Origin of the sequence: Paenarthrobacter sp. C1 (assembly GCF_049315185.1) — a bacterium.
Lineage (GTDB): Bacteria > Actinomycetota > Actinomycetes > Actinomycetales > Micrococcaceae > Arthrobacter > Arthrobacter nicotinovorans.
Genome location: NZ_CP186052.1, coordinates 2,736,349 through 2,758,677, shown reverse-complemented (window position 1 = coordinate 2,758,677; position 22,329 = coordinate 2,736,349). Strand labels below are relative to the sequence as shown.

Here is a 22,329-nt window from a genome sequence, read left to right as displayed (position 1 = left end):
ACCGACAACCCACGAGAGGAGGCCGCACACCATGACCACGACCATCGCACCACCGCAGCCGTCACCCGCGCCCATCGTGCTCAAGCCCTACCAGCAGCAGATCCACGACTTCCTCGTCAGCCGCCCCTTCGCCGGAGCCTGGCTTGGTGTCGGAGCCGGGAAGACGCTTTCGACCCTCAGCGTCCTGCAGACAGTCCGGCCGATGGGCCACATCCTCGTCGTCGCACCGATCGCGATCGCACGCTCGACCTGGCTCGACGAGATCGACAAATGGGGATTCCCGATCCGAACCAAGTCGCTCATCGTCAACGAGAACGACCGGAAGCTGCCCAAGGAGAAGCGCCTGGAACGCTTTCGGGAAGTCTTCTCCGACCCGCCGACGATGTACTTCGTCAACCAGGAGTTGCTGACCCAGCCCTCCCAGGGTGCGCGTCTGCTCCAGCTGACCGGCGAGCCCACCGGCGATGCCATCGCCGCCGGGATCTCACCGGAGGCCGTGCGGCTGCGCGGGCTCATCGAGACGATCGGACCAATGGCCCAGGAGCAGCTGATCGGACACTTCCTGCAGCTGGCTGCCGGGCAGTCCGGAACCAAAGCCCCCACCAAGACCGCTGTCAAGGAGGCGATCAGCGAGCTCGTCACCCGCGGTGCGCTGGAGCGCGAGAGCCACGACTGTCGCAGCTGCGGCGGCGACGGCTGCGCGCAGTGCCGCTACGGCCTGGTCGACCAGATGCCGATCCAGTCCATCAACGGACAGGACACCCTCATCTGGCCGTTTCAGACGGTAATCATCGACGAGTCGCAGGGCTTCAAGTCCCACAGCAGCGCCCGGTTCAAGGCCTTGAAAGCGGTCCGCCCGGCCATCACGCGGCTCATCGAGCTGACCGGCACGCCGAGCCCGAACGGGCTGCACGACCTGTGGAGCCAGATCTACCTGCTCGACCAGGGCGAGGCCCTGGGCCCGACCATCACGGAGTTCCGCAACCGGTGGTTCATCCCGAAGATGGTGCCTGGCACCACCACCCCGGCGAAGTGGATCCCGACCCCGAACGCCGAGGCCGAGATCCATGAGGCCATCAGGCACCTGGTGATGAGCGCGCAGAACACCAACCTCAACCTGTCGGGCCTGACGATCCAGGACGCCAACGTCACCCTCCCGCCGGACCTCATGCAGGCCTACAAGGAGTTCAGGCGCGACCTCGTGCTCGACGTCGTGAAGACCTACCAGGACGAGGACGGCAAGCTCACCCAGAGCGTTGAGTCGATCGTCGCCGAGAACCAGGCGGTCCTCACCAGCAAACTGATGCAGTTCGCCTCGGGGACGCTCTACACGGCCGACCCGGAGGACCCGGCGACCAAGGGCCAGTACGAGGTTATCCACGACAAGAAGCTCGAAATGGCCGAGTACCTGGTGCGCAACAGCGGGGGAGACCCCGTGCTGGTCGCGTACCACTTCCGCTCTGACCTGGAGCAGCTGATGGCGCGCTTCAAGAAGGCGGGCATCGACGCGCAGGTCTTTGACGGCTCGCGGGAGATGGTCCGCCGGTGGAACGCCAAGCAGATCCAGGTGATGCTGCTGCACCCCGCGGCGGCCGGCCACGGCCTGAACCTGCAGGACGGCGGCTCGACGATGATCTGGTACACGCTGCCGTTCTCGCTCGAGCACTACCTGCAGACCAACGGCCGTCTCTACCGCACGGGGCAGACCAAGCCCGTGGTGATCCACCGGATTATCACCAAGGGCACTCAGGACGAGCGGATGCCCGGAGTCCTGGCAGAGAAGCAGCAGGTCCAGGACGACCTCATCTCGGCTGTGTCCGGCGAGGAGGCGATCCTCGTCGCCCTCGAGGAGGAGATCCAGGACGACCTCAACGACCTGTGGGTCTCCGAACGGGTCTGACCAACCCATTCCGACGCCGCGGAGCGCCAGCCACACGCCGGCGCTCCGCGGCGCACCACCCCGACCCCAGTGCCACCCGGCCCGAGGAGGACTGATCCATGAATGACCCGAAGCACCAGGCCTGGCCCGACGGAGCGCGCGTGCGCTTCACCGCCGAGGCCAGGGAAGCCATGCAGGCGCGGCCCGGAACGAAGCCGCTGCGCGCACCGGCCCTCGGGCCGAACACGGACTACACGATCGACAACACCGACGACGGCCTGCACGACGTCGTGCTGCGCGAGACCGGGGAACGCTACGGCGTGCTCTGGCTCCAGAGCGCAGAGCACGAACCCGTCGACCCCGACGTCGCGCTGCTCGAGGAGCTCTTCGACCGCGAGCTGCCGGCCAGCTTCGACCCCGCCCGGGGGACAAGGAGCGTCACTCGCCATCACGGAGCAGGGATGGCCACAGCCGGAGCCCGGCCCGCCACGACCGTAGTTCCGCGCGGCAACTGGATGCAGACCTACACGGGTCGCCGGTTCTACCCGCTGGACCCGCGGCCCGAGGACGTGGACATCGCCGACATCGCACACGCGCTGTCCATGCAGTGCCGCTACAACGGCCACGTCCGCCGGTTCATGTCCGTCGCCGAGCACTGCGTACTCCTCTCGCGACTCGTCGCCCCGGAGCATGCGCTCTGGGCGTTGCTGCACGACGCGACAGAGGCATACGTGGGCGACATGGTCCGCCCGCTGAAGCTTCACATGCCGGAGTACTGGGCCGTCGAGGACGGCGTCATGGTCGCCATCGCCCAGAAGTTCAGTATCGACCCCGCCATGCCCGCCGAGGTGAAGCACGCCGACTCGCGGATCCTGCTCGACGAGCGCGCGGCGCTGCTGGGCGAGCCGGCGGGGGACTGGGAGGTTCCAGGTCAGCCCTTCGGGATCGAGATCCAGGCCTGGAGCCCGGATGCTGCCGAGCTCGAGTACCGCCTGCGCTTCGCCGAGCTGACTGGAGACCCGGCCGGTCTGCCCGTCGGGCTGTGCGGAGACCGGGAGGACCACCTGCCCCACACCCACCGCAGCGCCTCGCTTGGCGGGCTCTGGTGCTCCGCTGACCAGGACTCCCGCCTCCCCTGGGCCGCCGAACGTCGGCAGACCCAACCCGGAAACGCAGGAGAACAGCCCCATGGCTGAGACCAGGATGACCGGGACGGAACGCATCGCAGCTGGTTCATGACCGACCGGTGACCGGCACCCTGCGGGTGCTGGTCACCGGAGGGCACAGCGTCGGGGTCGGCAGGGCCGACCCGGGTGCCGGGGCAGTGATGTCGGGGGTCGGGTCCCGGCCCGGTCCCCCCTCATTGCCACGACACCACAACGAGAAGGAGCGAGTCCCATGGCTGAGCAGCCCATCTACCGGCTCCCGCCTGCGGGCTGGTCGGACTTCGGCGCACACATAGACCAGCCGGAGGTCCGCCTCGAGTTCTCGGCCGAGACCGGCGAGGACGGGATGCCGCTCTGGGAGCGGCCCATCGACATCCGTCACGACGACCAGGAGGTCTCGCCATGAAGGCGTACAGCACGCAGACCGAACGCACCTACGATTCCTGGGAGGACCTGGTGGCCGAGGAGGCCAACGGCTACGGCGTCGTGGTGATGATGCAGGCCGAGAGCCTGAAGTCCGCCAGCCCCCAGACCTACTCGCGCCTGATTGGGCCGTTCGACGACCAGAAGAAGGCCCGGAACAAGGCCGCAGCCGTTCGCCGCGCCTGGAAACGCGCCAAGGACCGCGACCCCCGTATCCAGCTGCTGGGCGTCTCGGTCGAGCCCATCTGGCCCGACCTGCGCTTCGGCACCAGGAACTGAGACCTAATTCCACAACCAGCGCCACGGGCGCGCTGTCGGGGCCGACGCTCCGCAGACCATCAACGACACGACCGACGAGGACATCCGCCATGACCATGACGACCACCGCCCGCCCCGCACCTCCACGCCTGCAGGACCCGCTCGACGCCGTGATGCGCAGCTGCCTGCGCGATGACGCAGTCTGGGCCGAGGTCACCACCACGCCGGCCGGCCTCAACCAAACCGAGCACTGGCTGAAGACCACCGCCTCAAGCATCGACCAGCAGCTCTCATTCCGCCAGGACGACGCCGAGATCTGGCGGCTGTCCCCGCTGGATCACAGCACACAGCTGATCGAGTTCCTCGAGTGGCGCAAGGGCGCGCTCTACCTCAAGAGCCTCTGCGAGAAGCGCCTCATCGACATCAAGCGCCTGCGGACCGCCGACGAGGAGCGCGCCGAGGAGATGAAGGTCCTGCTGGTCCGCCTGGCGCAAGCCGTCGTCGCCCACGAGGGCGAGCTGATCGGAGACGAGGACCTGTACGGAGCCCTCGACCGGATCTCGCTCCCCGGCGCGGACGCGCCGACCCTGCGGGAGTACCTCCAGTTCCGCGACGGCTCGAAGGACTGACCCAGACCACACGACCGCAGCCTCGCCGCGGCCGGGTCCCTGTGGGACGGCGGCGCGACGGGGCTCCTCGATCCCGGGCCAAGCGGCCCGGCGGAAAGAACCGCATGACGCCCCAGACCACCACGACCACCGCAGAAGAGCTCGTCCCTGAGATCGAGCAGACCCTGCTCGATTCGCGGGCGGACCGTGCCCTGCACGAACGCCGTGGGGTGCACGAGCACTCCGAGCAGACGGAGCTGAGCGACCACGAGCGCACCGTGATGCTCGACGTCACCCTGGCGCTGCTCATCCGGCATCGGCTGCCCATCGACGCCGACCGCGCCGCGAAGGCGGTGGCCGCCGCGCAGACCGCCGATGCCCGCACGTGGGCGGCTGGCTGCGCCCGCCACATCGCCCGCGTGGCGGAGGAGAAGAACCCATGAGCCGAAAGCGCAGGCAGCACTACTCCACCGAGGGCTTCCGGCCGTCGGCGAATCCCGAACAGGCGCACTGGATGCGGGAACTCCGCAAGTCCAGTGCGACGCAGCGGCACACCCCCAAGCCCCGCAAGGGCACCCGCCGCGAGCGGGAGCGACAGGCGATCCGCGACCAGCAGCGACACCGAGGAGACCACCCATGACCGACAACAACCGAGGGCCCGCAACCGGAATCGCGCTCGACGCAGAGTCACTGCGCGCCGAGCTGCGGGAGGCCCCGGAGGCCCACGGCCTCGATCCGGAGCAGGCGGCGGAGATCGCAGCGCTCCCGGACGGACAGATCAACAGCTGGATACACGAGCTCGCCGCGCGCGACGACGCCTTCTGGGCGCTTTACGACGGGCTCCGCCGGCGCACCATCGCCCATCTCGCCGAGATGCACAGCACAGCCAAGGACGTGAAGCCGTGAACGCGCCCCTGCCCGACTGGTGGGTCGACGCGACGCCGGACGGCAAGTGCGCCAAGCACCCCGGCAAGCACGAGGTCTACGTCTACGGCCAGCAGCGCGCAGACGGCATGGCGTGCATCGGGTGCAGCTGGCAGCACAGCACGGTCATGTCGACACCAGCAGCCATCGCCCGGCACGACGCCGACCAACACCTCGAGCACGACCACGGGCTCTGGGTGCCCATCGATCGCGGCCCCCTCGCGGGCACCTGCCCGTGCGGGAAGCCCGGGCTGTACGCCGACTCAGTGCTGCGGACCAAGGTCCGCGCAGTCCTCCAGCAGGCGCAGCCGTGGAGCCCGACACCGGACCAGCTGGCGGACCTGCTCGTCGGCGCGCTCGTGCCCGACCACGGCATCCTCGTGGCCTTTACGGCCGAGCAGCAGACCGAGTCCGACTGGGAGCTGGGCTACAGCGCCTCGTACACCGACCTCGCTGCCCCCGAGGTGCTCGGCCACCGCCTGAGCGAGCGGGAGCTCGCCGAGCTGTACTTCCAGATCGAGGCCATGGGTGGACTCGGCGAGTCCGAGGCCTACCGCGACCTGGACAAGGCCGTCGAGCGCCTCGGCGAGGAACCCGCCCGGCAGCTGCGCGAGCGTGTGGCCCAGCCCGGGCTGTTCGACCTGGAGCCCGACGTCTGAGAGCCAGGGCCTCCACACCACAACGACCCCCAGCAGGGGAGAGAAGGAAACCAAGTCCCATGACCCCCACCACGATCGGCGACCTGCCCCGGACCGCCCACACCGCGCCGAAAATCACCATCTACGGGCCGGCGGAGTGCCCCAACTGCGACAAGGCCAAGAGCCTGTTCGATCGGCAGCAGCCCGCGATGCAGTACACCAAAATCGACATCGAGCAGGGCGATGAAAACCACCGCCACATCACCGAAGACCTCGGATATGCCCAGGCACCCGTGATCGTCGTCAAGCTGGCCTCCGGCCGCACCGTCCACTGGGGCGGGCACCGCCAGGACATGCTCACCGCCCTCGTCCGGCTGTGCACCAAGGGCATCGTCCCGGAGGACCGGAAGGCGGCGTCCTGATGGCAGCGGCGCAGCAGCGCCTCGGCCTCAGCATCACCGCCCGGCAGGCCGACATCCTGCTCGATACGCTCGTCGACAAATCCGTCGAGACGGACCACTACCTGCTGTCCTATCCCAAGGACGAACCCGACAAGACCGACACCTGCTGCGACGCGCACCTGGCCCGGTTCGAGCAGCGCGCACTCCAGCGCAAGGCGCTGCTCGAACGGAAAGCAGAGGTACAGCACCTCATCGCGCTCATCGAGGCGATCCGGCCGGCGTTCGAGGCCTCCGAGTCCTCCCCGGTAAGCACCACGGCCGTGGACCTGTCCGGCGTGACGCTCGTCTACCGGGACACGGCAGGCAAGACGCACGAGCAGCCGCTGGCCGACATCGGATCCGCCGGGACCCTCATCGACCCCGACACCGGAGACGACCTCGAGCTCATCGCCGCGCTGGTCGCAGCAGACCCCACCCGAACCAAAACCCAGGGAGCAACCCCATGAGCCTGCACATCGACAGCCTTGCCGACCTCGTCCGCGGAGCTGTGTCCGGCGGCGACACCACCCGGGAAGACTTCGAGCGTGCGCTCGACCAGGTCTTCCCCCGGGATCAGCTCGACCCGTTTGAGGGCACCGGCAGCGAGGAGTACCTCGTCGGATGGACGATCGACCAGGATGCTGCATCGCCCGCTGAGGCCGCCAGCAAGGTCTGGCGGGAGGTCTTCCAGCGCGGACCATGGCAGCCCAGTGCTGACGAGGGCTGCGTCTTCACGGTCTCTCGTGAGGGCCAGCGTGTCGAGATTGACCTCAGCGACGAACACTTCGCGCACCTTTTCAGTGACTAAAAGGAACAGCGGGAGCAGCGCGCGGCGCAGCCGCCCCGGAGTACAGGACGGAAGCCTCGCGCACAGAGCCCCGGAGGAATGGGATCCTCCGGGGCTCTGTGCCCGCACACCCCGAGAACGAAGTACCGACACACGCACGACAACTTCTAGGAGGAGCCACGGTGCTCGCACAGCAGAACACCCGCCTCCCGGCCGCACCGTCATGAGCGGTGAGGACCCCGACGAGAAGTGGCGCAGGGATGCCCTGTGCGCAGAAACAGACCCCGACGCGTTCTTCCCGGAGAAGGGCGGCAACACCACCGACGCCAAGAAGGTCTGTGCCCAGTGCGGGGTGCGCGCACAGTGCCTGGATTACGCGTTGAGCGCCGACGAGCGCTTCGGCATCTGGGGCGGACTCAGCACCGCCGAACGCGACCGCCTTATCAAGACTTCACCGGTGGCACACCGTAGCGCCGCCCAGGCGCAAAAGCAGGAACGCGACACCCTCATCGTCGCGATGGCCGGCAGAGGGATCGACCCCCGGACCATCGCCGACATGGCCGAGGTCACCGACCGCACCGTCTACCGGGTGCTCGCCCGGCACAAGGAGCGGGGGGACGCCGTCTCCGCCTGAGCGCAGCACCGTCAATTGAAAGGACCGCCATGCCACTGTTCCCGCGCCGCTTCAGGCAGCAGAACCTGCTGCCCGGGGACGCCTATCCCCCTGAACGGACTACAGGCGCGCCCATGCCGGCCAGGAAACGCGCCGCCATTGACCGCAAGCTCCGCCGGATGGTGAAACAGCATCGGCTCCCGGCCGAGCCGGGAGAGTACCTCGACGCAACGGGCGACCGCTGGACGCTCGACGCCCAAGGCGGCTGGACCGACGCCGGCGGCGTACACCGCGACGCCCGGTACGCGCCGATCATCGCCTTGTTCGTCCACAACTCCGGCCCGTTCACGCGCATCGAGAGCTGATGGCCACCCCCGCCGCAAAAGGAGCAACCATGCACCCCCGCATCGAAGACAGCCACCTCGACCCCGGACTCCTGCCGACCGTCAATCCACAGCAGCGCACCGACACCCAGCTCGTCGAGCCGGTGCTCCGGGCCATCCACGCCGCCGTCGCGGACTGCAGCGTGACCGCCGCCCAGGTCTTCGCCGGCCGGATCCACACGCGCAAGAACGAGGAGTGCACGACAGCGTTCGGCCGGCCGCCCAGCGTCGGTCACGCATCTGACGGTGACGACTTCTACTTGCAGATCGGCGTCCGGGTGCCCTCGTACGCAGCCGCACCGGTGCTCGAAGCGATCCACGCCGTCGAGGCCATGTCGGACGCGCAGGCGCTGCGCGAGGCGCGTGCCCGGCTCGCCGAGGCCAGGGCGCGCACCGCCGCGGCACAGAGCGAAGAAGCCCGGGTCGAGGCCGAGATCGCCCGCCTCGAACCAAACAAGGAGTAGACCATGAGTGCCATCCAACCCCTGGCCGCCCGCATGCGGCCCACCTCCCTCGACCAGATCGTGGGCCAGGAGCACCTGGTCTTTCCCGGCTCGCCGCTCGAGCTGCTCGCCCAGGGCGAGGGTGCGACCTCGGTCCTGCTCTGGGGTCCGCCCGGCGTCGGCAAGACCACCATCGCCTCGGTGATCGCCCGCCAGACCAGCCGCCGCTTCGTCGAGCTCTCTGCGACCAGCGCCGGCGTAGCCGATGTCCGCAAAACGCTCGCCGGAGCCCAGAAGGCCCTCGACGACGACCTCCAGACGCTCGTGTTCATTGACGAGATCCACCGCTTCTCCAAGGCGCAGCAGGACGTCCTCCTGCCCGCCGTGGAGGCCGGGGTCATCTCGCTCATCGGCGCGACCACCGAGAACCCGAGCTTCTCGGTCAACTCGGCACTGGTCTCGCGCTCAATCCTGCTGGTCCTACGCCCTGTGGAGGACGGCGAGGTCGTGAACCTGCTCTCGCGTGCCCTAGAGGAGGACCCGGTCCTCTCAGCCACCGGGATCGGGTTCGCCGACCCCGCGCTGCAGATCATTGCAGGGCTGTCCAGCGGCGACGTCCGCCAGGCGCTGAACCGGCTGGAGACCGCTGTCGCAACTGCGCAGGCCGCAGGCAAGAGCGTCGTCGACCGCGAGGTGCTGGAGCAGGTCACCGGCGCTGCGCTGCAGCGTTACGACCGCGATGGCGACCAGCACTACGACGTCGTCAGCGCATTCATCAAGAGCATGAGAGGCAGCGACCCGGATGCGGCCCTGCACTGGCTGGCCCGGATGATCGAGGCGGGGGAGGACCCGAGGTTCATCGCACGGCGCTTGGTGGTGCACGCCTCCGAGGACGTCGGCATGGCCGACCCCTCGGTGCTGGGCATCGCAGTGGCCGCCGCCCAGGCAGTCCAGCTGATCGGTATGCCCGAGGCGCGGCTCAACCTCGCTCAGGCAACGGTCGCAATCGCCACGGCCCCCAAGTCGCCGGCCGTCATCCGCGGCATCGACCAAGCGCTGGAAGACGTCCGGCGCGGCCGGACCGGGAGCGTGCCAGTGCACCTGCGCGACGCGCACTACCCGGGCGCGAAGGGCCTCGGGCACGGAGAAGGCTACTTCTACCCTCACGACTTCGAACACGGAGTTGTCTTGCAGCAATACCTACCCGATGCCGTCCGCGGCACACAGTATTACCGTCCTACCGGCAATGGCTTCGAACAAACAATCGCCAGACGGTTGGCTGCGATCGATCAGATGACCGTGGAGGACAGGAACCCCCTCGACTAGATCGCGGACCAGAGGTAGAACCGTGGCCGCATCATCCTGGATCGTCGCTGCATGGAAAATCACCAGCAAAGTCGTCGGCTTCCACAAGACCTACGAGAGGGGATGAGCATGATCAACGACAACACTGAACGCGCGAGGCAGACCCCGGAGTCCGACAAGCCCAGGACTGTGGACGACCGACTCTCAGCAGATCTTGGTATCGACGTCGCCGCCGTCGAAGCGCAGGCACGGTTGCATCTCGACCTGCTGCGCATGCAGCGCCGCGAGCCCGGCGAACTAGGCTACGTGCTCATCGACCGGGAGTTCCATCCCCGCACAGCTGTCGTCTTCGCATCTCCCACAGAAGCCCGCAGCGCGCTGGAAGGCCACCCTTTGATCGATGCCCTCTGTGAGGAGGACAGCGTCGATGCACGGGTCCCGGATCCGGCCGTTCTCTCCGACCTCGCCTCCCGCGAAGTCATTTTGCCCTGATCGCACGGAATCGCGAAGGAATGGAAACATGACCAACACCGGTATCTTCACCCAATCAGCAGCTTCAGTCCTGCAGGACGTCGAAGAGTTCTACTTCGGTGGCGCGCTTCCCTGGTACCACGGGAGCAAGCTGACAGAGGACGGCTTGCACGTGAGCATCACACTTGACGATCCAGAGTCTGATGACGAGTCCAAGACCAAGGACTACGAGCTGTCGGCCGCCCAAATCAAGGAAGCCTTTCGAAAGGCCAAGCAGAAGGGGTACCACCTCTGCTGCTCTGCCGCCATCGAGTCCGAACAGCTCGGATTCGGCTGCGTCCAAGACCTTGACATCATCCTTCAGACCGCTTGCTACGGCGAGCTGGTCTTCGGCTGACGCCGCACCGGCTCGACTTCACCAGTGGAACTACTTCCACTAGGATGCAATCTCAGAGCTACCCAGTGGACACGGACCCCAGCACAGCCGTCCTTGCTCCTTCGTGAAACCACCCTGCTGACCCTCACTTCACCGACCTCGACCGATAGGCTCCGATCACATGAACGACCAGGAAGTGCGCCGCGGCGCAGGTATCTACAGCAAGCCGGTGCTGGGCTTCTACGACCTGCTCGTCGTGAAGTTCTCCAATTCGCTGGCCTGGCGATGCCCCAGCCAGCTCATGCTAGACCAGTACAACCGTTGCATCGGCACCCGCCATCTCGATGTCGGTCCCGGCACTGGTTGGTACCTCGCCAATGCCGACCTCCCCGAATCTGCTGAGATCACACTCATGGACCTCAACGAAAACAGCGTGGAGCACGCAGCGTCCAGACTCGCCCACACCCACGTAAGCACCAGAGGTGTGACCGCGAACGTCCTCGAACCGATCCCCGAGGCTCTCGGCCAATTCGATTCCATCGCGGCGAACTACGTCTTCCACTGCGTTCCCGGCTCCTGGGCGGACAAGGGCGTAGCTTTCAAACACCTAGGGGAGCGGCTCGCTGCTGACGGTGTGCTGTTCGGCAGTACCATCCTGGGCAGTGGCGTGAGCCACAACCTCATCGGCCGCGGCTTCATGGCCCTGTACAACCGCCTGGGCATCTTTCACAACCGCGAAGACGACGCCGCAGGACTTGAGGCTGTACTGCGGCGAAGCTTCGACCAAGTGAAGGTCGACGTCATCGGTACCGTGGCGGTGTTCAGTGCACGAAACCCGTTGCGAAACGGCGGGGCAGGTGGACTCGACTAAAAGTCGAGCCTGATGACTGCATCCCGCCCTTCAGCCCCAGACCTGACTCCGGTGGCGGTGATGCGCACATTCTGCACGGAACCGTCGACCCGGCGAAGCGCCAGACCCATCGATTGAGAACGAGCGGTATCCCTCGCCGCAGCCGCGATGAACCTGTGCAACTCACCTGAAGCGTCAATGGCAAATTCACCAAGGCCGCCGACATACCCGAAGTCTTCCCGACGCCACGATGGCGACGTCATAAGAACATCCAGCGTTGCAGAGTCGACGACGGCCATCGGTTCCTTGGCCAGGGCCATGACTCCGCGAAGCACGTCGTCCACGCGCCCCGCATTGGCGTCTTGCTCGAAGGCCATATCGTGAAAAGTCTCCGGGGCCTCGTAACTGAAGCCCTGCAGATAGATCTTGTCGTGATCGGGCTCGATCGGCGGAATCACGCCGACCAGGCGCATGTGCCGACGGTCCTGTGAAGCCGTGCCGTAACCTGTGACGATGTTGTAGGTCAGGCACCGGACCTTGCCCGTTACGCCCATCAGCCCGTCCTGGATGCCGTCGCGGATGAGGCTGTTCACGCGCATCCGGTCGGACTGGTCGATGAGCTCGCTCGCCCATTCCCCGGCTTCCCAATAGCCACTGCGCTGCTGGGCGACGCTTGTGTCGACGTCATAGATACGAAACAGGTTCCGGTCCCAGTACGTGCGCCGGCGCAGTGTTGGTTGACCGTCGGCGTCACGCTCGATCTCCCATTCCCAGCCACCGACCAGCGGTGGTTCCGGAAGCGGATCAGCCGCTTTGGCCACGCCGGCGAGGACACCGATCACCGTGGAGGTACGTGGAGAGAAGACGGGCCGTACCTCAACTGCCCACTGCTCGTCCGCATGGGGGACTGTCTCGGAAATTACATTGCCACTGCGCATCACCTGGGCGATGCGGTTCTCATCAAGTAGAAGACGCCTGGGAATTGCACGCGTGGGCTTCCGAGCGGAGACCGGACCACAGGGCTTATCGTCCACCAGAACCAGCTGCTTGCCGTCGCTTCCGCAGAAAAGGCCCCAGGAACCTACATCCAGCTGGACCTGCATGATCAAATACCGCCTGAGACCTGCACAGTGGCCCCCGACATGTAGGTATTCTCCGCGGTGTGAATGATCGCCGAAGCGACTTCATCTGCCGTCCCGAACCGACCCAGCGGGATTCCTTCCAGCATTGCCATCCGTGCCTCCTCAGCAACATCAGCCATCATGTCCGTATCAGTTGCGCCGGGAGCAACAACGTTCACCCGGATGTTCCGGGCTGCGTACTCCCTGGCCATCGATCGTGCAAACGCTTCCAATGCCCCCTTGGATGCAGTGTAATTGCACTGGCCGACAACGCCGTACTTCACGGACATGGATGAAACCAGCACGATCGATCCGCCGCGCTGCCGCAGCATCGGCCCCAGGGCCGCCTTGCAGGCCAGCATCGGCCCGATCGCATTGACCTGCATGACCTCGATCAGGTCCTCCTCGCTCATCCGCATGAGCAGCTTGTCGCGGGTGATCCCTGCTGCGACGACGAGCACATCCAGACCACCCAGGTCGGCGGCAGCCGCCTTGACGCCAGCTGCGATCGAATTACTGTCACGCACATCCATCTCGAGGGGGAGCACCCCCTCGGGCACGGTCCCCCCGGTACGATGCGTACCCGCCGTCCGGTAGCCGGCGGAGAGCAGGGCTCGAGCCGTGGCCGCCCCGATCCCACGGGTTGCACCGATCACCAGGGCAGTTCTCCCCATGTCGCTCATTTTTTTCTTACCCTCCCAGGTTGTAAAGTTGTGACACGGAACTTTACTGGACTTGTACCCCTTCGTTGACAAACGACAGGCGGTGTCCGCTCTTCTCGCTATTTAGAGGAACGCTGATGCCTGCCTTTATTCCATCCGCTGCGACCGCCGATACGCCTCGGAACGGCCAGCCCCGTCACCCCCTGTTCGCCCGACTGATGCGCAAAGGCGCTGCCAAGGTCGGTGCCACCAGCTGCACCCCGAAGCCCGCTCAGCTCGACCTCTTCGACTGGCCGAACGAGTTGAGCCTCGAAGCACTCGGGAAAGCCATCGCCTCAGCTTGCGGCCTCGAGATCGTGATACGGCCCATCCCGGATGAGATGCGCCATTATGAGGTCAGCGGCCTCACCACTGTGATCGGACGAGTGGCCCACGTCTTCTACGACCCTGAGCTCCCGCCCCTCAACATTGAGCAGACAATCCTCCACGAGTTCGCCCATATCCTGCACGGCGACGTCCGGGCCGACACCGACTGCACCCATCTGCGCAGCATGTTCGACGATCCGGTGGAGAAGCGCGCCGAGACCACCGGCATGCGGCTGATGGATGCTCTGCACCGGAAGCGGCGGGCATCGGAAGAACGCAGCGAGGTCCTCGCCTTCCTGTCCGGATCAAACGAGGACGGTGAGATCTGATGACTGAGATCATCATTGTCGGTATCACCATGGGCCTGATCATCATCGTCTCTGCCCTGTATCAAGGACGCCGACGCCGGGTTAACCTTCTCAGGGTCACCTGTGCCGCCCTCTTCGTGGCCACGGTCTGCCGTGGCGTGGAGCCGCCCTTAGACGGACCTGCCGTCGACCTCCTCAAGCGCCTTGCCATCCTGACCGCCCAGGTATCCGTGGCGCTGCTCATCCTCACGTTCCGCGCGACTCCGCTTTCACGACGTGCAACCCGGTTCATCTACCTCTTCGCCGGGATCATCGCCCTGGGCGAGGCCGTGCTGGTGTGGTTCATCCCCGTCCATGCCGACGGCACCATCTACGACCGGGTCGACATCGACGCCGCCCTTGCCCGCGGCCAGGCTTGGGCACTGATCTCCTACAACTTCCTGTACCTCTCTGCATTCGCCGCGGCAACTGCCGTAGTTGCCGTCGGCTGTTGGCGGACCATGACGCAGAAGAACCAACCCTTCTCCGCCCGCCTTCCGGTTGCATTCGTCTTTACGGGGGCCATCGGATCTGCCCTGTTCATCGGCTCATCACTCCTGGACCTCTTTGGCAGTCCGGTCGTCGGCGGAACTGAACTGAGGACACAACTCCTCGTCACCGTTGTCAGCTTCTTCTTCCTGGGACTCGCAACAGGGGTCATCCGCCGCATCAGCATAGAAACGCAGGTGAGGCTCGCGCTCCGCCTCGCGCACGAGGTCGTCGTACCTTTGTGGCGAACGACCACCACTCTTCACCCCGACGTAAAGCTTCCGCCCGAAGACAGGCAGGGGTTCGATCAGCTGATGACGCTCTCAAGGCTCACCATCGAAACCCACGACGCGCTCAGACTCATCCGCGAGGACCACGACCCCGCACTGGAACCCCTGCACAGGCAGCACCCCGAGGATCCGCACCTGTCGGCGGGGCTGGTGCGCCATCTCAGCGGCGAGAACGCCGTTCCCAGCCTCGGGTGGTTCACACTCGCCCTGAGCCGGCTCCGCACGCTCAAGCTGAAAGACGACGAAACCTTGGCCGCCTCTGTGCAGAGCCTCTACGAGATCCGAGTAGCGATGAGTGCCATGAATGGGACGGACGGGCGATGACCGGGAACGGAACGAAAATACGCATCCCCGAGACCGGCGATCCTGCGGCCCGGGCCGCCCGGATCCTCAGTGACGTGTTCGCGCCCGCTGTGTCCGTGTTCCTCATCTGCGTCCTCTGCGGCGTCACAGGCCACCCGCATACATGGGTTGGTCTCGGATGGGGCATCCTGATCGGCTCTTTCTGCGCAGTGATCCCGACAGCAACCATCCATGTCGCCGTGCGGCGCGAGCAGCTCACCGATCGACACGTCACCCGGCGCGATCAGCGCTGGCGGGTCTTCCTGGTCTGCGTGGCGTCTGTGCTTGGAGGCATGGCAACGGCGGTGCTGCTGGACGCACCGCGCCCGCTGCTGTGGATCCTGCCGACGATGGTTGCCGGGCTCGTCCTTGCCGGGGGAGTGACCCTCCTGGGACCGAAAGTCTCCATGCACGCGTTCTGCTTCACCTCCCTCGTCGTCCTCGCGGCGATGCTGCTCTCGCCCTGGTGGCTGCTCGCCCTCCCAACCCTGCTGCCCGTGGTCGCCTTCGCCCGGCTGAAGCTAAAGCACCACACACGCCTCGAGCTCACACTCGGATCCGGCCTGGCGGCCGCCGTGATGCTCGGAGCCAGTGCGTACATGCCCACGGCCGGCTAGGACTGCCCGCTGCTCCGGCGCAACCGGAAATGTGCCGATGCCACCGCATTGGAAGATCTTCCACTAGTATGAAGGTGTCGTCGCGTGCACCGTTCGCCTCGATGACTTCATGTCTGAAATCACGAGGAGGATCCAGCTCCGTGACCATCGCCCAGCGACTAGAACGCTTGTTCGCGGAGACGGCAGGACCACACGGTCGCCCCGTCACCCTGCAGGAAATCGTCCAGAGAATGGAGCAGCGCGGCATCTCCTCGATGTCGCTCAGCTACCTGCAGCAACTGCGCAAGGGGGAGGCCCACAATCCCCGCCTGCAGCACCTCCGAGCCCTGGCCGACGCCTTCGACGTCCCCCTGTCCTACTTCCTGGAGGAGAACGAGCCAGATAGCGCCACCGAGCAGGAGCTGACCCCGCAGGAGCGAACCATCGCCCTGCGTGTGCACGGGCTCAGCGACGGCGCACTGGCCAGCATCCGGGCCATTGTGGAGCTGGCGCGCAAGAGCGAGCAGCTCGACGACCCGCCCAAGAGCCCTGACTCCACTCGAGACTGATCCCGCCGCGGGGTCCCACCACCCTGGGGACGTCTTCCTCGTGCCGGCGTTTGGTATTTGAGTGGAATCTTTTCCACTCCTGTGGCAGGATGGGAACCACAGCCCGGCGATTCCGTACATCGTGATGTCCCGCCGGACTGAGGTGATCACGCCCGTGAAGGAGCATCAGATGGTCGATATGCAGCCCCCCTCCGACGAGTTCCGCGGATTCGACGAGGCCCGGTCGATCATGTGGTGCTACGAGGCCCGCTCACGCACCTATGCCCGTCTGAGCCAGACGGACTTTCTCGCCAACGACGCCGTGGCCGCCGTGCATGTCGAGAACACCTCCCGCGCCGACCGCGCCTTTCTCACCGCCTTCGACCGCTCCGGCGGGCTGCTGTTCGGCGACACGCTTTACATCGACGACCCGACACAGCGGCTCGACGTCACACCCGAGTTCGACCACGACTTCACCGGTATGGCCGTCGCCGCCGGCTCCGAACTTGAGGAAGCAGTCGAACGCGAGAACGGCTGGGTGGTCAACCTGGATGCCCTGCGCGACTACGACCCGCTGGAGGACCGCCGGACCACGCAGCGCGCGGTGCTCCTGGCGCACCTCGGAGACATGATGGCCAGCGGCCAGGCCCGGGGTTTCCTGTTTGACAAGCACGACGCTGCCGAGGATCCCGGTGAGGCCGACACCGACGCCGCCTGAGCGCGGCGCAGCACTTCTTCCGGCGCTCGGTCGACCCCGCCCGGCTTCGGCCGAGGCGGGGTCTTTTGCGTCCCTGGGGAACCGGTGGAAAGACCGTGGACCGGCTCACGCCGGTCCCGGGGGTCGTTCCGTGGTGGTCGCAGCCGCGCGGTGCGCGGCGCGGCCACCGTTACCGAATCGTCTGTTCTTGAGAGCCACGACCCACAGGAGTAGCCCATGACCGTCCCTCTCCGCGCAGCCCAGCTGCCCGTCAAGTACGAACGGGCCGAAGGCTCCGCCCGGCACGGCCGGACCATCTACGAAGTCGCCGGCTCCGGGCTCTACCAGGTGACTGCGGCCAGGGAAGAGTTCGCCGTCTCGACGCTCACGCAGTCGGGGTGGACGGAGCTGATCACGCTAGACGAAGGCGACGGGGTCTCGAACGCACTGGATGCCATGCAGATCTGGCTGGACATCCAGACCCCGACGCCCCCGGCCGGCGACAGCGCCGCAGGGCAAGGCGGCGATGCCGATGCCTGACCCGACCGGGACGATGGCGAACCTCACCGAGAAGGCCGCAGCCGCTGTCGTCACCTCCCGCGGTCTCACCCATGAGAACGGAGAATCCGCCCTCGCAGCCCTCGGCTGGGCCCAGGGCGCGGCGATCACCCACGAGGACGCTTTCCGGGCCTTCGCCCGGGCCCTGATCGACGAACTGGGCGTGCTGGACCTCCTCGCCGCCAAGATCGAGCTGCTCGCCGAGTACAAGCTCGACTACCCCCAGGACTACGCGCCGGACGACGTCGCCCCCATGCAGGCCGAGCTGGCGCGGCTGCGATCGCTGCAGCAGATGCTTGCAGGACCCGCCGACTGACCGTTTCCGGACACAGCAAGAGGCCCGGACTGCGCTGAAGGTCGGCGCAGTCCGGGCCCCAGGCCTGCTCTCACGCCGTGGGCGGGATGAGCAGCGAGGCCCCGGCGTAGATGAGATTCGGATCCTGGATCCGGTTCTTCTCGACCAGGGCCCCGATCGGCACTCCGGTCTCCGCCGAGATCTCCGTGAGGGTGTCACCCCACTGGATCACGTACACCCGCGGCTGTGGCTTCGGCTCGGGGACCTGCGCCGGCTTGTCCTCGTCGCCCTTGCCCGACGCCGAGGTGCCCGAACCCTGGCCGTCCGCAGAGCTGCCGTTACCGGCCTTGGCCTCGAAGGCGTCCGGGACCCCGTTGCGGTCCCGGTCCGGCAAGGTCACCGTCACGGTGCCCTCCTCGTGCTGGGAAGCTGCCGCCGCATCGCTCGCCGGGCTCCGGTCAGCAGTGAGGAGCTGCGTCGCGCCCCAGCCGGCGAACAGCAGCGCGCCACCGGCCATGATCCCGGCCGCCAGCACCGGTCCACCGCCATAGCCCAGGGGCCCAAGCCGGTCCCGCCGCTGCGCCGTCACCCGGGCCCAGGGAGCCGCATCAGCGGCCTTCTCCTCGGGCCTGTGCATCGTATCCGTCATCCCTGTCCCTCTCTATCCAGCTCACCATTTGCGACCATTCGAGTCCTTATGCACATTCTACTCGTAGTCCAGTGCATCTTGATAGAATAGGAGAAGGGATAGACGAGTCATAGACCAGTCCGACGGGCCGCCAAGAACCACCGAATCACTCAACAGAAGGAACCCACCACCATGGCCAACTACTCCATCTCCGCCAACCAGCTCACCGAGGGCACCAGCGTCTTCATCCGCGGCAAGCTCGCCTTCGCCCGGCTGACCAGCCTCATCGAGGGTGCCGCCCTCGCCGCCAGCGACCAGCGCAAGGTCCAGAACGGCATGAGCCCCGTGGGCAAGCCGCACACCACGGCGACGATCACCGAGGCCGAGGTGCAGTTCGCCGACCCGGCGAACCCCACGGTCGAGGAGCAGTTCGTCTCCGAGCGCCGCTACACCTCGAAGAAGAACCCAGCCTCGGGCGCGAACTACTCGATCGACTCCAAGGGCACGAACCTGCCGATCATCGCGATCCCGTCCGAGAAGGGTGATGGCACCTATGACCAGGACACCTCCGGCCAGGAGCTGGCACAGGGACTGGACGTGACGCTCGTGCTCCGCGTCTACAAGCCGAAGAACTTCGCCAACCGCGGCCTGTCGCTCGACCAGGTGATTGTGCACGAGACCCCGCGCTACTACAACGCCGGCGGCGTCGCCAGCGGGGAGCTCGCGGCCCGCGGCATCGTCTTCAACGCCCCGCCCCGCGCGGTCCAGGCCCAGCCGGGCTCGGGCTCCGCCGTCGGCAACGGCGAGGAGCCGGTCGCCACCGAGGTCGAGGACGGCTTGTCCTTCCCGGCCCCGCAGCCCGCCGTCGCGGCTTCAGTCGCGGGTCCGGTCCCCGCCCAGGCCCACGCGCAGGTCCTGACCGAACCGGTCGCGGTGACTCCGCAGGCGGCCCCTGCCGTGGCTCCGGTTGCCGCCCCGGTCCCCGCGGTGCAGCCGCAGCAGGAGACGCCCGAGCAGAAGCTCGCCCGCCTCGAGCGTGAGAACGCCGAGTTGAAGAACGCGGGTTCGGCCGTGGGTGCTCCCGCCGGCCAGGGCCCGTGGGGCGGCTCCGGCGATGCCCAGCAGGCCGGAATCACCTACCAGGGCTGATCCAAGGCCGATCCGACCGACCGAACCCCCAGACGAGACCCCCGTGCAGGCATCCATGCCGTACGGGGGTCTCGTCTTTCAGGGCCAGAGTGCAACCCGGCCCTGTTTTCATCCGCTCCCGACAAGAAGGCATTGATGTGACCGCCGTCGATCCCCGCGCGATCTTCCCCAGCTTCTATGACAACCCCGCGATTCGCGCCCTGGCGACCGCCTGCCGCTGGACCATCTCCGGCCGGCTCGGCGAGCTCGACGACGAGGACTCCGGCCGCAAGGCACCGATCGATGTGCGGCACCTGCTCGACGGCTGCAATCCGGGCTGCCGCCACGCAGGCCCCCTGCGCGGAGCTTTCGCCCTGGACGCGACCTGCCTGCTCACCCTCGACCAGCTGGCCGACACACTGCCGAACGCGGCGAACGCTGCCTTCTACCTGCAGGCCCCCTCCGACGGTCTGATCGTGATCGACGTCGAGCCCGGTTGCCCGCCGGACGTGGCCGCAGACATCCTGCGCCTGCCCGGAATCCTGTACTCGGAGCTGTCGATGTCGGGCCGGGGCTTCCACCTGGTCGCCCCGCTGCCTGCCAACCTCCACGACTTCCCGATCGCCGCTGACAAGCGCGTCCTGCGCGAGGAGCACGGCTGGTACGAGATCCTCCTGGACCATTGGTGCACGTTCACCCGCAACCCGGTGCCGCAGCGGATCGTCGAACACGTTGCGGCGCGACCAGCCTCCGACCGGTTCTCTTCGGTGGCGGACCTGTATGCAGACCTCGCCGCCAAGGCCAAGCCAAGCATCAGCATCCCCTCGACCGCCGTCGGCACCGACGGCGAAATGCCCGACATCCCGTACGCCGAGGCCATCGTCGAGCAGACACTCGCCGGCTCCCGCGACCGGCTGAAGACGCCCGAGGACTTCGACAACGACCGCTCCCGCTGGGAGTTCTCCGTCCTGGGTGTCCTCTACACCGGCATGCAGCTGCCGTTGCGCACCTACCGGTCCTTCGGCGCGCAGTTCTCCTCCGGTGACGAGGCCTGGCTGCTGTACAAGACCTCGCTGGCGGTGATCGAGCCTCGGCCCAAGCACGCCCAGATGCGCAACGGCAGGCCGTTCCTGCTGGACCGTGCCGCTGCCTTGGTGGCGGCACGGGAAGCCTCCGCCGAGGCGGGGTGAACCTTCGGGGGTTGCCCATCGGTTTGGCGGTGGAACAAGGACTGGATCGGGCGGAGCCCGATCGGGGATGGGGAGGCGGTGGGCTTCTGAGCCCGACCGCCCCCGTCACCGGGCCTTGTGGCCCTGCTTCCGACATGTCCCGTACGGCGCTCAGCCCTGCCGTGGGTCCGTCTCCCGTCTCACCTGCTCACAGCTCACCCACGACCAGAAAGACATTCCCATGAAGTTCAACGACACCCTGACGACTCTGATCCAGCAGTCCCTCGAGGTCGGGGCCACGCCCGCGCTCATGGGCGAGCCCGGCATCGGCAAGTCCTCCTTCGTCGAGGCCCTCGCCTACTCGATGGGCACCAAAGCCTTCGTCCTGCCCTGCAACCAGCTCGCCGACAAGGCCGACCTCACCGGCGCGCGCCTGGTGCCCTACGAGAAGACCGACGGGACACAGTCCTACAAGCAGGTCTTTTACCCGCACCAGGTCATTCAGGAGTGCATCGACTACGCGCTGGAGAACCCGCGCGAGTGGCCGATCCTCTTCCTCGACGAGATCAACCGCACGACCTCCGACGTGACCTCCGGCGCGCTCACCCTGGTGACCCTGCGGCGCATGGGCCACATCGAACTGCCGGAGAACGTGCGCCTCATCGTGGCGGGCAACGACAAGGGCAACGTCACGACTCTCGACGAGGCCTCGCTGTCGCGCTTCGCGATCTTCCACGTCGAGCCCGATGCGACAACCCTCATGTCCGTCCTCGGAGACGCGCTCAACCCCTGGGTGAAGAAAGTCCTCACCCAGCACCCCGGACTCATCTTCCAGAAGTCGACGCCGAACTCCATCGTGGCCGACGGCCGCGATGACGACGATGACGACGGCAACGTCACCATGGCCGAGCTGTTCGACGGCGGCGAGGAGATGAACCAGCTCACCACGCCGCGCACCATCGACCACCTCTCCCGGTGGCTGAACCGCGTCGACCGCCAGGAGCTGGCAAGCCACCTGGCGACCCCGGTCCAGATCGGCGGCCGCGACACCTCGCTGCTCAACGAGGCGATCGAGGCCTTCACCGGCGACACCATGTTCACCACCCAGCTCGTGGCGGTTATCGCCGAAGACCTCGCATCGAACTCGGGCGGCCCCGCACACAACCGCGTCAATGTGCCCAAGCCGAACTGCTACACGACCCTCAAGTCCGCGGGCACGGTCACCGACCTTGCCGCGCAGATCTCGGGCCTGACCCAGAACGAGGTCTCCGGCTCGCTGCTCTACGCGATGAAGGAGAAGGAGGACAACTCGCGCCTCATCGAGCAGCTGGCGCAGGCCGCCATCCAGATTGAGCCGGAGCACACGCGCACCCTGTTCGAGCTGGTGACGACCGGGCAGTTCGACCGGCAGAACCTGGAGGCCTTCCTCGAGGTCGACTCGCCGATCGTGGCCGCGGTCAAGCCGTCCCTGTCGGCCTTCCTCTGAGCCGACCCGGCACCGGGCGGCGGGGGACGCCACCGGCTCCGTT

Annotated in this window: 32 protein-coding genes; 29 read left to right on the top strand and 3 right to left on the bottom strand. The window is 66.7% G+C overall.

Annotation, left to right across the window (positions count from 1 at the left end; genetic code table 11):
• The first annotated feature begins 31 nt into the window (after window positions 1–31).
• The 19 genes from ACNAOU_RS12925 to ACNAOU_RS12835 all read left to right on the top strand — a co-directional run bounded on the left by ACNAOU_RS12925 (window position 32) and on the right by ACNAOU_RS12835 (window position 11,585).
• Window positions 32–1,900 carry a DEAD/DEAH box helicase gene (locus ACNAOU_RS12925; RefSeq protein WP_133830759.1) on the top strand — a complete coding sequence of 623 codons (1,869 nt, stop codon included), beginning with the start codon at window positions 32–34 and terminating at the stop codon, window positions 1,898–1,900.
• A 98-nt stretch (window positions 1,901–1,998) separates the two neighbouring features.
• Window positions 1,999–3,075, top strand: a complete 1,077-nt coding sequence (locus ACNAOU_RS12920) for a hypothetical protein (protein WP_284975273.1) — start codon at window positions 1,999–2,001, stop codon at window positions 3,073–3,075.
• 202 nt (window positions 3,076–3,277) lie between these two features.
• Window positions 3,278–3,451 carry a hypothetical protein gene (locus ACNAOU_RS12915; protein WP_156400143.1) on the top strand — a complete coding sequence of 58 codons (174 nt, stop codon included), beginning with the start codon at window positions 3,278–3,280 and terminating at the stop codon, window positions 3,449–3,451.
• Window positions 3,448–3,747, top strand: a complete 300-nt coding sequence (locus ACNAOU_RS12910) for a hypothetical protein (RefSeq protein ID WP_071416427.1) — start codon at window positions 3,448–3,450, stop codon at window positions 3,745–3,747. The genes ACNAOU_RS12915 and ACNAOU_RS12910 overlap by 4 nt, the downstream gene beginning before the upstream one ends.
• An 89-nt stretch (window positions 3,748–3,836) precedes the next feature.
• Window positions 3,837–4,355, top strand: a complete 519-nt coding sequence (locus ACNAOU_RS12905; RefSeq protein WP_056387540.1) for a hypothetical protein — start codon at window positions 3,837–3,839, stop codon at window positions 4,353–4,355.
• 104 nt (window positions 4,356–4,459) lie between these two features.
• Complete coding sequence (locus ACNAOU_RS12900) at window positions 4,460–4,777, top strand: hypothetical protein (RefSeq protein WP_056387538.1); 318 nt, start codon at window positions 4,460–4,462, stop codon at window positions 4,775–4,777.
• Window positions 4,774–4,974: a hypothetical protein gene (locus ACNAOU_RS12895; RefSeq protein ID WP_056387535.1), complete on the top strand. Its 201-nt coding sequence runs from the start codon at window positions 4,774–4,776 to the stop codon at window positions 4,972–4,974. The genes ACNAOU_RS12900 and ACNAOU_RS12895 overlap by 4 nt, the downstream gene beginning before the upstream one ends.
• Window positions 4,971–5,240, top strand: a complete 270-nt coding sequence (locus ACNAOU_RS12890; RefSeq protein WP_056387532.1) for a hypothetical protein — start codon at window positions 4,971–4,973, stop codon at window positions 5,238–5,240. Before ACNAOU_RS12895 ends, ACNAOU_RS12890 begins: the two co-directional genes overlap by 4 nt.
• Window positions 5,237–5,917, top strand: a complete 681-nt coding sequence (locus tag ACNAOU_RS12885) for a hypothetical protein (RefSeq protein ID WP_284975274.1) — start codon at window positions 5,237–5,239, stop codon at window positions 5,915–5,917. Before ACNAOU_RS12890 ends, ACNAOU_RS12885 begins: the two co-directional genes overlap by 4 nt.
• 59 nt (window positions 5,918–5,976) lie before the next feature.
• Window positions 5,977–6,318, top strand: coding sequence for a glutaredoxin family protein (locus ACNAOU_RS12880; RefSeq protein WP_056387525.1), 342 nt, complete (start codon window positions 5,977–5,979; stop codon window positions 6,316–6,318).
• Window positions 6,273–6,803 (top strand): hypothetical protein, encoded by a 531-nt coding sequence (locus ACNAOU_RS12875; protein WP_156783997.1) that lies wholly within the window; start codon window positions 6,273–6,275, stop codon window positions 6,801–6,803. Before ACNAOU_RS12880 ends, ACNAOU_RS12875 begins: the two co-directional genes overlap by 46 nt.
• The gene (locus tag ACNAOU_RS12870) at window positions 6,800–7,144 is read left to right on the top strand and encodes a hypothetical protein (RefSeq protein WP_071416432.1); all 345 of its coding nucleotides are present in this window, start codon (window positions 6,800–6,802) and stop codon (window positions 7,142–7,144) included. The genes ACNAOU_RS12875 and ACNAOU_RS12870 overlap by 4 nt, the downstream gene beginning before the upstream one ends.
• A 202-nt stretch (window positions 7,145–7,346) precedes the next feature.
• The gene (locus ACNAOU_RS12865; RefSeq protein WP_133830756.1) at window positions 7,347–7,757 is read left to right on the top strand and encodes a WhiB family transcriptional regulator; all 411 of its coding nucleotides are present in this window, start codon (window positions 7,347–7,349) and stop codon (window positions 7,755–7,757) included.
• Between the two features lie 29 nt (window positions 7,758–7,786).
• The gene (locus ACNAOU_RS12860) at window positions 7,787–8,101 is read left to right on the top strand and encodes a hypothetical protein (protein WP_133830755.1); all 315 of its coding nucleotides are present in this window, start codon (window positions 7,787–7,789) and stop codon (window positions 8,099–8,101) included.
• A 29-nt stretch (window positions 8,102–8,130) separates the two neighbouring features.
• Complete coding sequence (locus ACNAOU_RS12855; RefSeq protein ID WP_133830754.1) at window positions 8,131–8,583, top strand: hypothetical protein; 453 nt, start codon at window positions 8,131–8,133, stop codon at window positions 8,581–8,583.
• A 3-nt stretch (window positions 8,584–8,586) separates the two neighbouring features.
• Window positions 8,587–9,888 (top strand): replication-associated recombination protein A, encoded by a 1,302-nt coding sequence (locus ACNAOU_RS12850; protein WP_133830753.1) that lies wholly within the window; start codon window positions 8,587–8,589, stop codon window positions 9,886–9,888.
• A gap of 108 nt (window positions 9,889–9,996) precedes the next feature.
• Window positions 9,997–10,359, top strand: a complete 363-nt coding sequence (locus ACNAOU_RS12845) for a hypothetical protein (protein WP_056387508.1) — start codon at window positions 9,997–9,999, stop codon at window positions 10,357–10,359.
• Window positions 10,360–10,387: 28 nt separating this feature from the next.
• Window positions 10,388–10,735, top strand: coding sequence for a hypothetical protein (locus ACNAOU_RS12840; RefSeq protein ID WP_133830752.1), 348 nt, complete (start codon window positions 10,388–10,390; stop codon window positions 10,733–10,735).
• A 160-nt stretch (window positions 10,736–10,895) separates the two neighbouring features.
• Window positions 10,896–11,585, top strand: coding sequence for a class I SAM-dependent methyltransferase (locus tag ACNAOU_RS12835; protein WP_133830751.1), 690 nt, complete (start codon window positions 10,896–10,898; stop codon window positions 11,583–11,585).
• On the opposite strand, the gene ACNAOU_RS12830 is transcribed toward ACNAOU_RS12835, so the two are convergent.
• Entirely contained in the window at window positions 11,582–12,667 is a 1,086-nt protein-coding gene (locus ACNAOU_RS12830) for a hypothetical protein (RefSeq protein ID WP_071416438.1), read from the bottom strand. The two genes, ACNAOU_RS12835 and ACNAOU_RS12830, sit on opposite strands and share 4 nt — an antisense overlap.
• A 2-nt stretch (window positions 12,668–12,669) precedes the next feature.
• The gene (locus ACNAOU_RS12825) at window positions 12,670–13,359 is read right to left on the bottom strand and encodes an SDR family NAD(P)-dependent oxidoreductase (protein ID WP_284975275.1); all 690 of its coding nucleotides are present in this window, start codon (window positions 13,357–13,359) and stop codon (window positions 12,670–12,672) included.
• Between the two features lie 125 nt (window positions 13,360–13,484).
• Between ACNAOU_RS12825 and ACNAOU_RS12820 the strand changes: the two genes are divergently transcribed.
• From ACNAOU_RS12820 to ACNAOU_RS12790, 7 genes are all read left to right on the top strand, one after another.
• Complete coding sequence (locus ACNAOU_RS12820) at window positions 13,485–14,042, top strand: hypothetical protein (protein ID WP_133830749.1); 558 nt, start codon at window positions 13,485–13,487, stop codon at window positions 14,040–14,042.
• On the top strand, window positions 14,042–15,163 hold the full coding sequence (locus tag ACNAOU_RS12815) for a hypothetical protein (RefSeq protein ID WP_133830748.1): 1,122 nt from the start codon (window positions 14,042–14,044) through the stop codon (window positions 15,161–15,163). Before ACNAOU_RS12820 ends, ACNAOU_RS12815 begins: the two co-directional genes overlap by 1 nt.
• Window positions 15,160–15,798, top strand: coding sequence for a hypothetical protein (locus ACNAOU_RS12810; protein ID WP_284975276.1), 639 nt, complete (start codon window positions 15,160–15,162; stop codon window positions 15,796–15,798). The genes ACNAOU_RS12815 and ACNAOU_RS12810 overlap by 4 nt, the downstream gene beginning before the upstream one ends.
• Window positions 15,799–15,938: 140 nt before the next feature.
• Window positions 15,939–16,346: a hypothetical protein gene (locus ACNAOU_RS12805; RefSeq protein ID WP_284975277.1), complete on the top strand. Its 408-nt coding sequence runs from the start codon at window positions 15,939–15,941 to the stop codon at window positions 16,344–16,346.
• 61 nt (window positions 16,347–16,407) lie between these two features.
• Window positions 16,408–17,043, top strand: coding sequence for a hypothetical protein (locus ACNAOU_RS12800; protein ID WP_284975278.1), 636 nt, complete (start codon window positions 16,408–16,410; stop codon window positions 17,041–17,043).
• Window positions 17,044–17,259: 216 nt separating this feature from the next.
• On the top strand, window positions 17,260–17,562 hold the full coding sequence (locus ACNAOU_RS12795) for a hypothetical protein (RefSeq protein ID WP_133830744.1): 303 nt from the start codon (window positions 17,260–17,262) through the stop codon (window positions 17,560–17,562).
• Complete coding sequence (locus ACNAOU_RS12790; RefSeq protein ID WP_284975279.1) at window positions 17,555–17,896, top strand: hypothetical protein; 342 nt, start codon at window positions 17,555–17,557, stop codon at window positions 17,894–17,896. The genes ACNAOU_RS12795 and ACNAOU_RS12790 overlap by 8 nt, the downstream gene beginning before the upstream one ends.
• 70 nt (window positions 17,897–17,966) lie before the next feature.
• On the opposite strand, the gene ACNAOU_RS12785 is transcribed toward ACNAOU_RS12790, so the two are convergent.
• Window positions 17,967–18,524, bottom strand: coding sequence for a LysM peptidoglycan-binding domain-containing protein (locus ACNAOU_RS12785; RefSeq protein WP_208294361.1), 558 nt, complete (start codon window positions 18,522–18,524; stop codon window positions 17,967–17,969).
• Window positions 18,525–18,695: 171 nt separating this feature from the next.
• Between ACNAOU_RS12785 and ACNAOU_RS12780 the strand changes: the two genes are divergently transcribed.
• The 3 genes from ACNAOU_RS12780 (at window position 18,696) to ACNAOU_RS12770 (ending at window position 22,286) form a co-directional block, all read left to right on the top strand.
• Window positions 18,696–19,652, top strand: a complete 957-nt coding sequence (locus tag ACNAOU_RS12780) for a hypothetical protein (RefSeq protein WP_284975280.1) — start codon at window positions 18,696–18,698, stop codon at window positions 19,650–19,652.
• 89 nt (window positions 19,653–19,741) lie between these two features.
• The gene (locus tag ACNAOU_RS12775) at window positions 19,742–20,821 is read left to right on the top strand and encodes a hypothetical protein (RefSeq protein ID WP_205679768.1); all 1,080 of its coding nucleotides are present in this window, start codon (window positions 19,742–19,744) and stop codon (window positions 20,819–20,821) included.
• Window positions 20,822–21,041: 220 nt separating this feature from the next.
• On the top strand, window positions 21,042–22,286 hold the full coding sequence (locus tag ACNAOU_RS12770) for an AAA family ATPase (RefSeq protein WP_133830740.1): 1,245 nt from the start codon (window positions 21,042–21,044) through the stop codon (window positions 22,284–22,286).
• The last annotated feature ends 43 nt before the right edge of the window (window positions 22,287–22,329 follow it).

Coding starts and splice junctions, on each gene's coding strand:
- ACNAOU_RS12910 (WP_071416427.1), top strand. CDS start 3,448: ATGAAGGCGTACAGCACGCAGACCGAACGCACCTACGATTCCTGGGAG.
- ACNAOU_RS12780 (WP_284975280.1), top strand. CDS start 18,696: ATGGCCAACTACTCCATCTCCGCCAACCAGCTCACCGAGGGCACCAGC.
- ACNAOU_RS12845 (WP_056387508.1), top strand. CDS start 9,997: ATGATCAACGACAACACTGAACGCGCGAGGCAGACCCCGGAGTCCGAC.
- ACNAOU_RS12905 (WP_056387540.1), top strand. CDS start 3,837: ATGACCATGACGACCACCGCCCGCCCCGCACCTCCACGCCTGCAGGAC.
- ACNAOU_RS12860 (WP_133830755.1), top strand. CDS start 7,787: ATGCCACTGTTCCCGCGCCGCTTCAGGCAGCAGAACCTGCTGCCCGGG.
- ACNAOU_RS12790 (WP_284975279.1), top strand. CDS start 17,555: ATGCCTGACCCGACCGGGACGATGGCGAACCTCACCGAGAAGGCCGCA.
- ACNAOU_RS12880 (WP_056387525.1), top strand. CDS start 5,977: ATGACCCCCACCACGATCGGCGACCTGCCCCGGACCGCCCACACCGCG.
- ACNAOU_RS12795 (WP_133830744.1), top strand. CDS start 17,260: ATGACCGTCCCTCTCCGCGCAGCCCAGCTGCCCGTCAAGTACGAACGG.
- ACNAOU_RS12835 (WP_133830751.1), top strand. CDS start 10,896: ATGAACGACCAGGAAGTGCGCCGCGGCGCAGGTATCTACAGCAAGCCG.
- ACNAOU_RS12850 (WP_133830753.1), top strand. CDS start 8,587: ATGAGTGCCATCCAACCCCTGGCCGCCCGCATGCGGCCCACCTCCCTC.
- ACNAOU_RS12785 (WP_208294361.1), bottom strand. CDS start 18,524: ATGACGGATACGATGCACAGGCCCGAGGAGAAGGCCGCTGATGCGGCT.
- ACNAOU_RS12915 (WP_156400143.1), top strand. CDS start 3,278: ATGGCTGAGCAGCCCATCTACCGGCTCCCGCCTGCGGGCTGGTCGGAC.
- ACNAOU_RS12920 (WP_284975273.1), top strand. CDS start 1,999: ATGAATGACCCGAAGCACCAGGCCTGGCCCGACGGAGCGCGCGTGCGC.
- ACNAOU_RS12840 (WP_133830752.1), top strand. CDS start 10,388: ATGACCAACACCGGTATCTTCACCCAATCAGCAGCTTCAGTCCTGCAG.
- ACNAOU_RS12870 (WP_071416432.1), top strand. CDS start 6,800: ATGAGCCTGCACATCGACAGCCTTGCCGACCTCGTCCGCGGAGCTGTG.
- ACNAOU_RS12820 (WP_133830749.1), top strand. CDS start 13,485: ATGCCTGCCTTTATTCCATCCGCTGCGACCGCCGATACGCCTCGGAAC.
- ACNAOU_RS12770 (WP_133830740.1), top strand. CDS start 21,042: ATGAAGTTCAACGACACCCTGACGACTCTGATCCAGCAGTCCCTCGAG.
- ACNAOU_RS12890 (WP_056387532.1), top strand. CDS start 4,971: ATGACCGACAACAACCGAGGGCCCGCAACCGGAATCGCGCTCGACGCA.
- ACNAOU_RS12815 (WP_133830748.1), top strand. CDS start 14,042: ATGACTGAGATCATCATTGTCGGTATCACCATGGGCCTGATCATCATC.
- ACNAOU_RS12855 (WP_133830754.1), top strand. CDS start 8,131: ATGCACCCCCGCATCGAAGACAGCCACCTCGACCCCGGACTCCTGCCG.
- ACNAOU_RS12895 (WP_056387535.1), top strand. CDS start 4,774: ATGAGCCGAAAGCGCAGGCAGCACTACTCCACCGAGGGCTTCCGGCCG.
- ACNAOU_RS12810 (WP_284975276.1), top strand. CDS start 15,160: ATGACCGGGAACGGAACGAAAATACGCATCCCCGAGACCGGCGATCCT.
- ACNAOU_RS12825 (WP_284975275.1), bottom strand. CDS start 13,359: ATGGGGAGAACTGCCCTGGTGATCGGTGCAACCCGTGGGATCGGGGCG.
- ACNAOU_RS12865 (WP_133830756.1), top strand. CDS start 7,347: ATGAGCGGTGAGGACCCCGACGAGAAGTGGCGCAGGGATGCCCTGTGC.
- ACNAOU_RS12830 (WP_071416438.1), bottom strand. CDS start 12,667: ATGCAGGTCCAGCTGGATGTAGGTTCCTGGGGCCTTTTCTGCGGAAGC.
- ACNAOU_RS12925 (WP_133830759.1), top strand. CDS start 32: ATGACCACGACCATCGCACCACCGCAGCCGTCACCCGCGCCCATCGTG.
- ACNAOU_RS12900 (WP_056387538.1), top strand. CDS start 4,460: ATGACGCCCCAGACCACCACGACCACCGCAGAAGAGCTCGTCCCTGAG.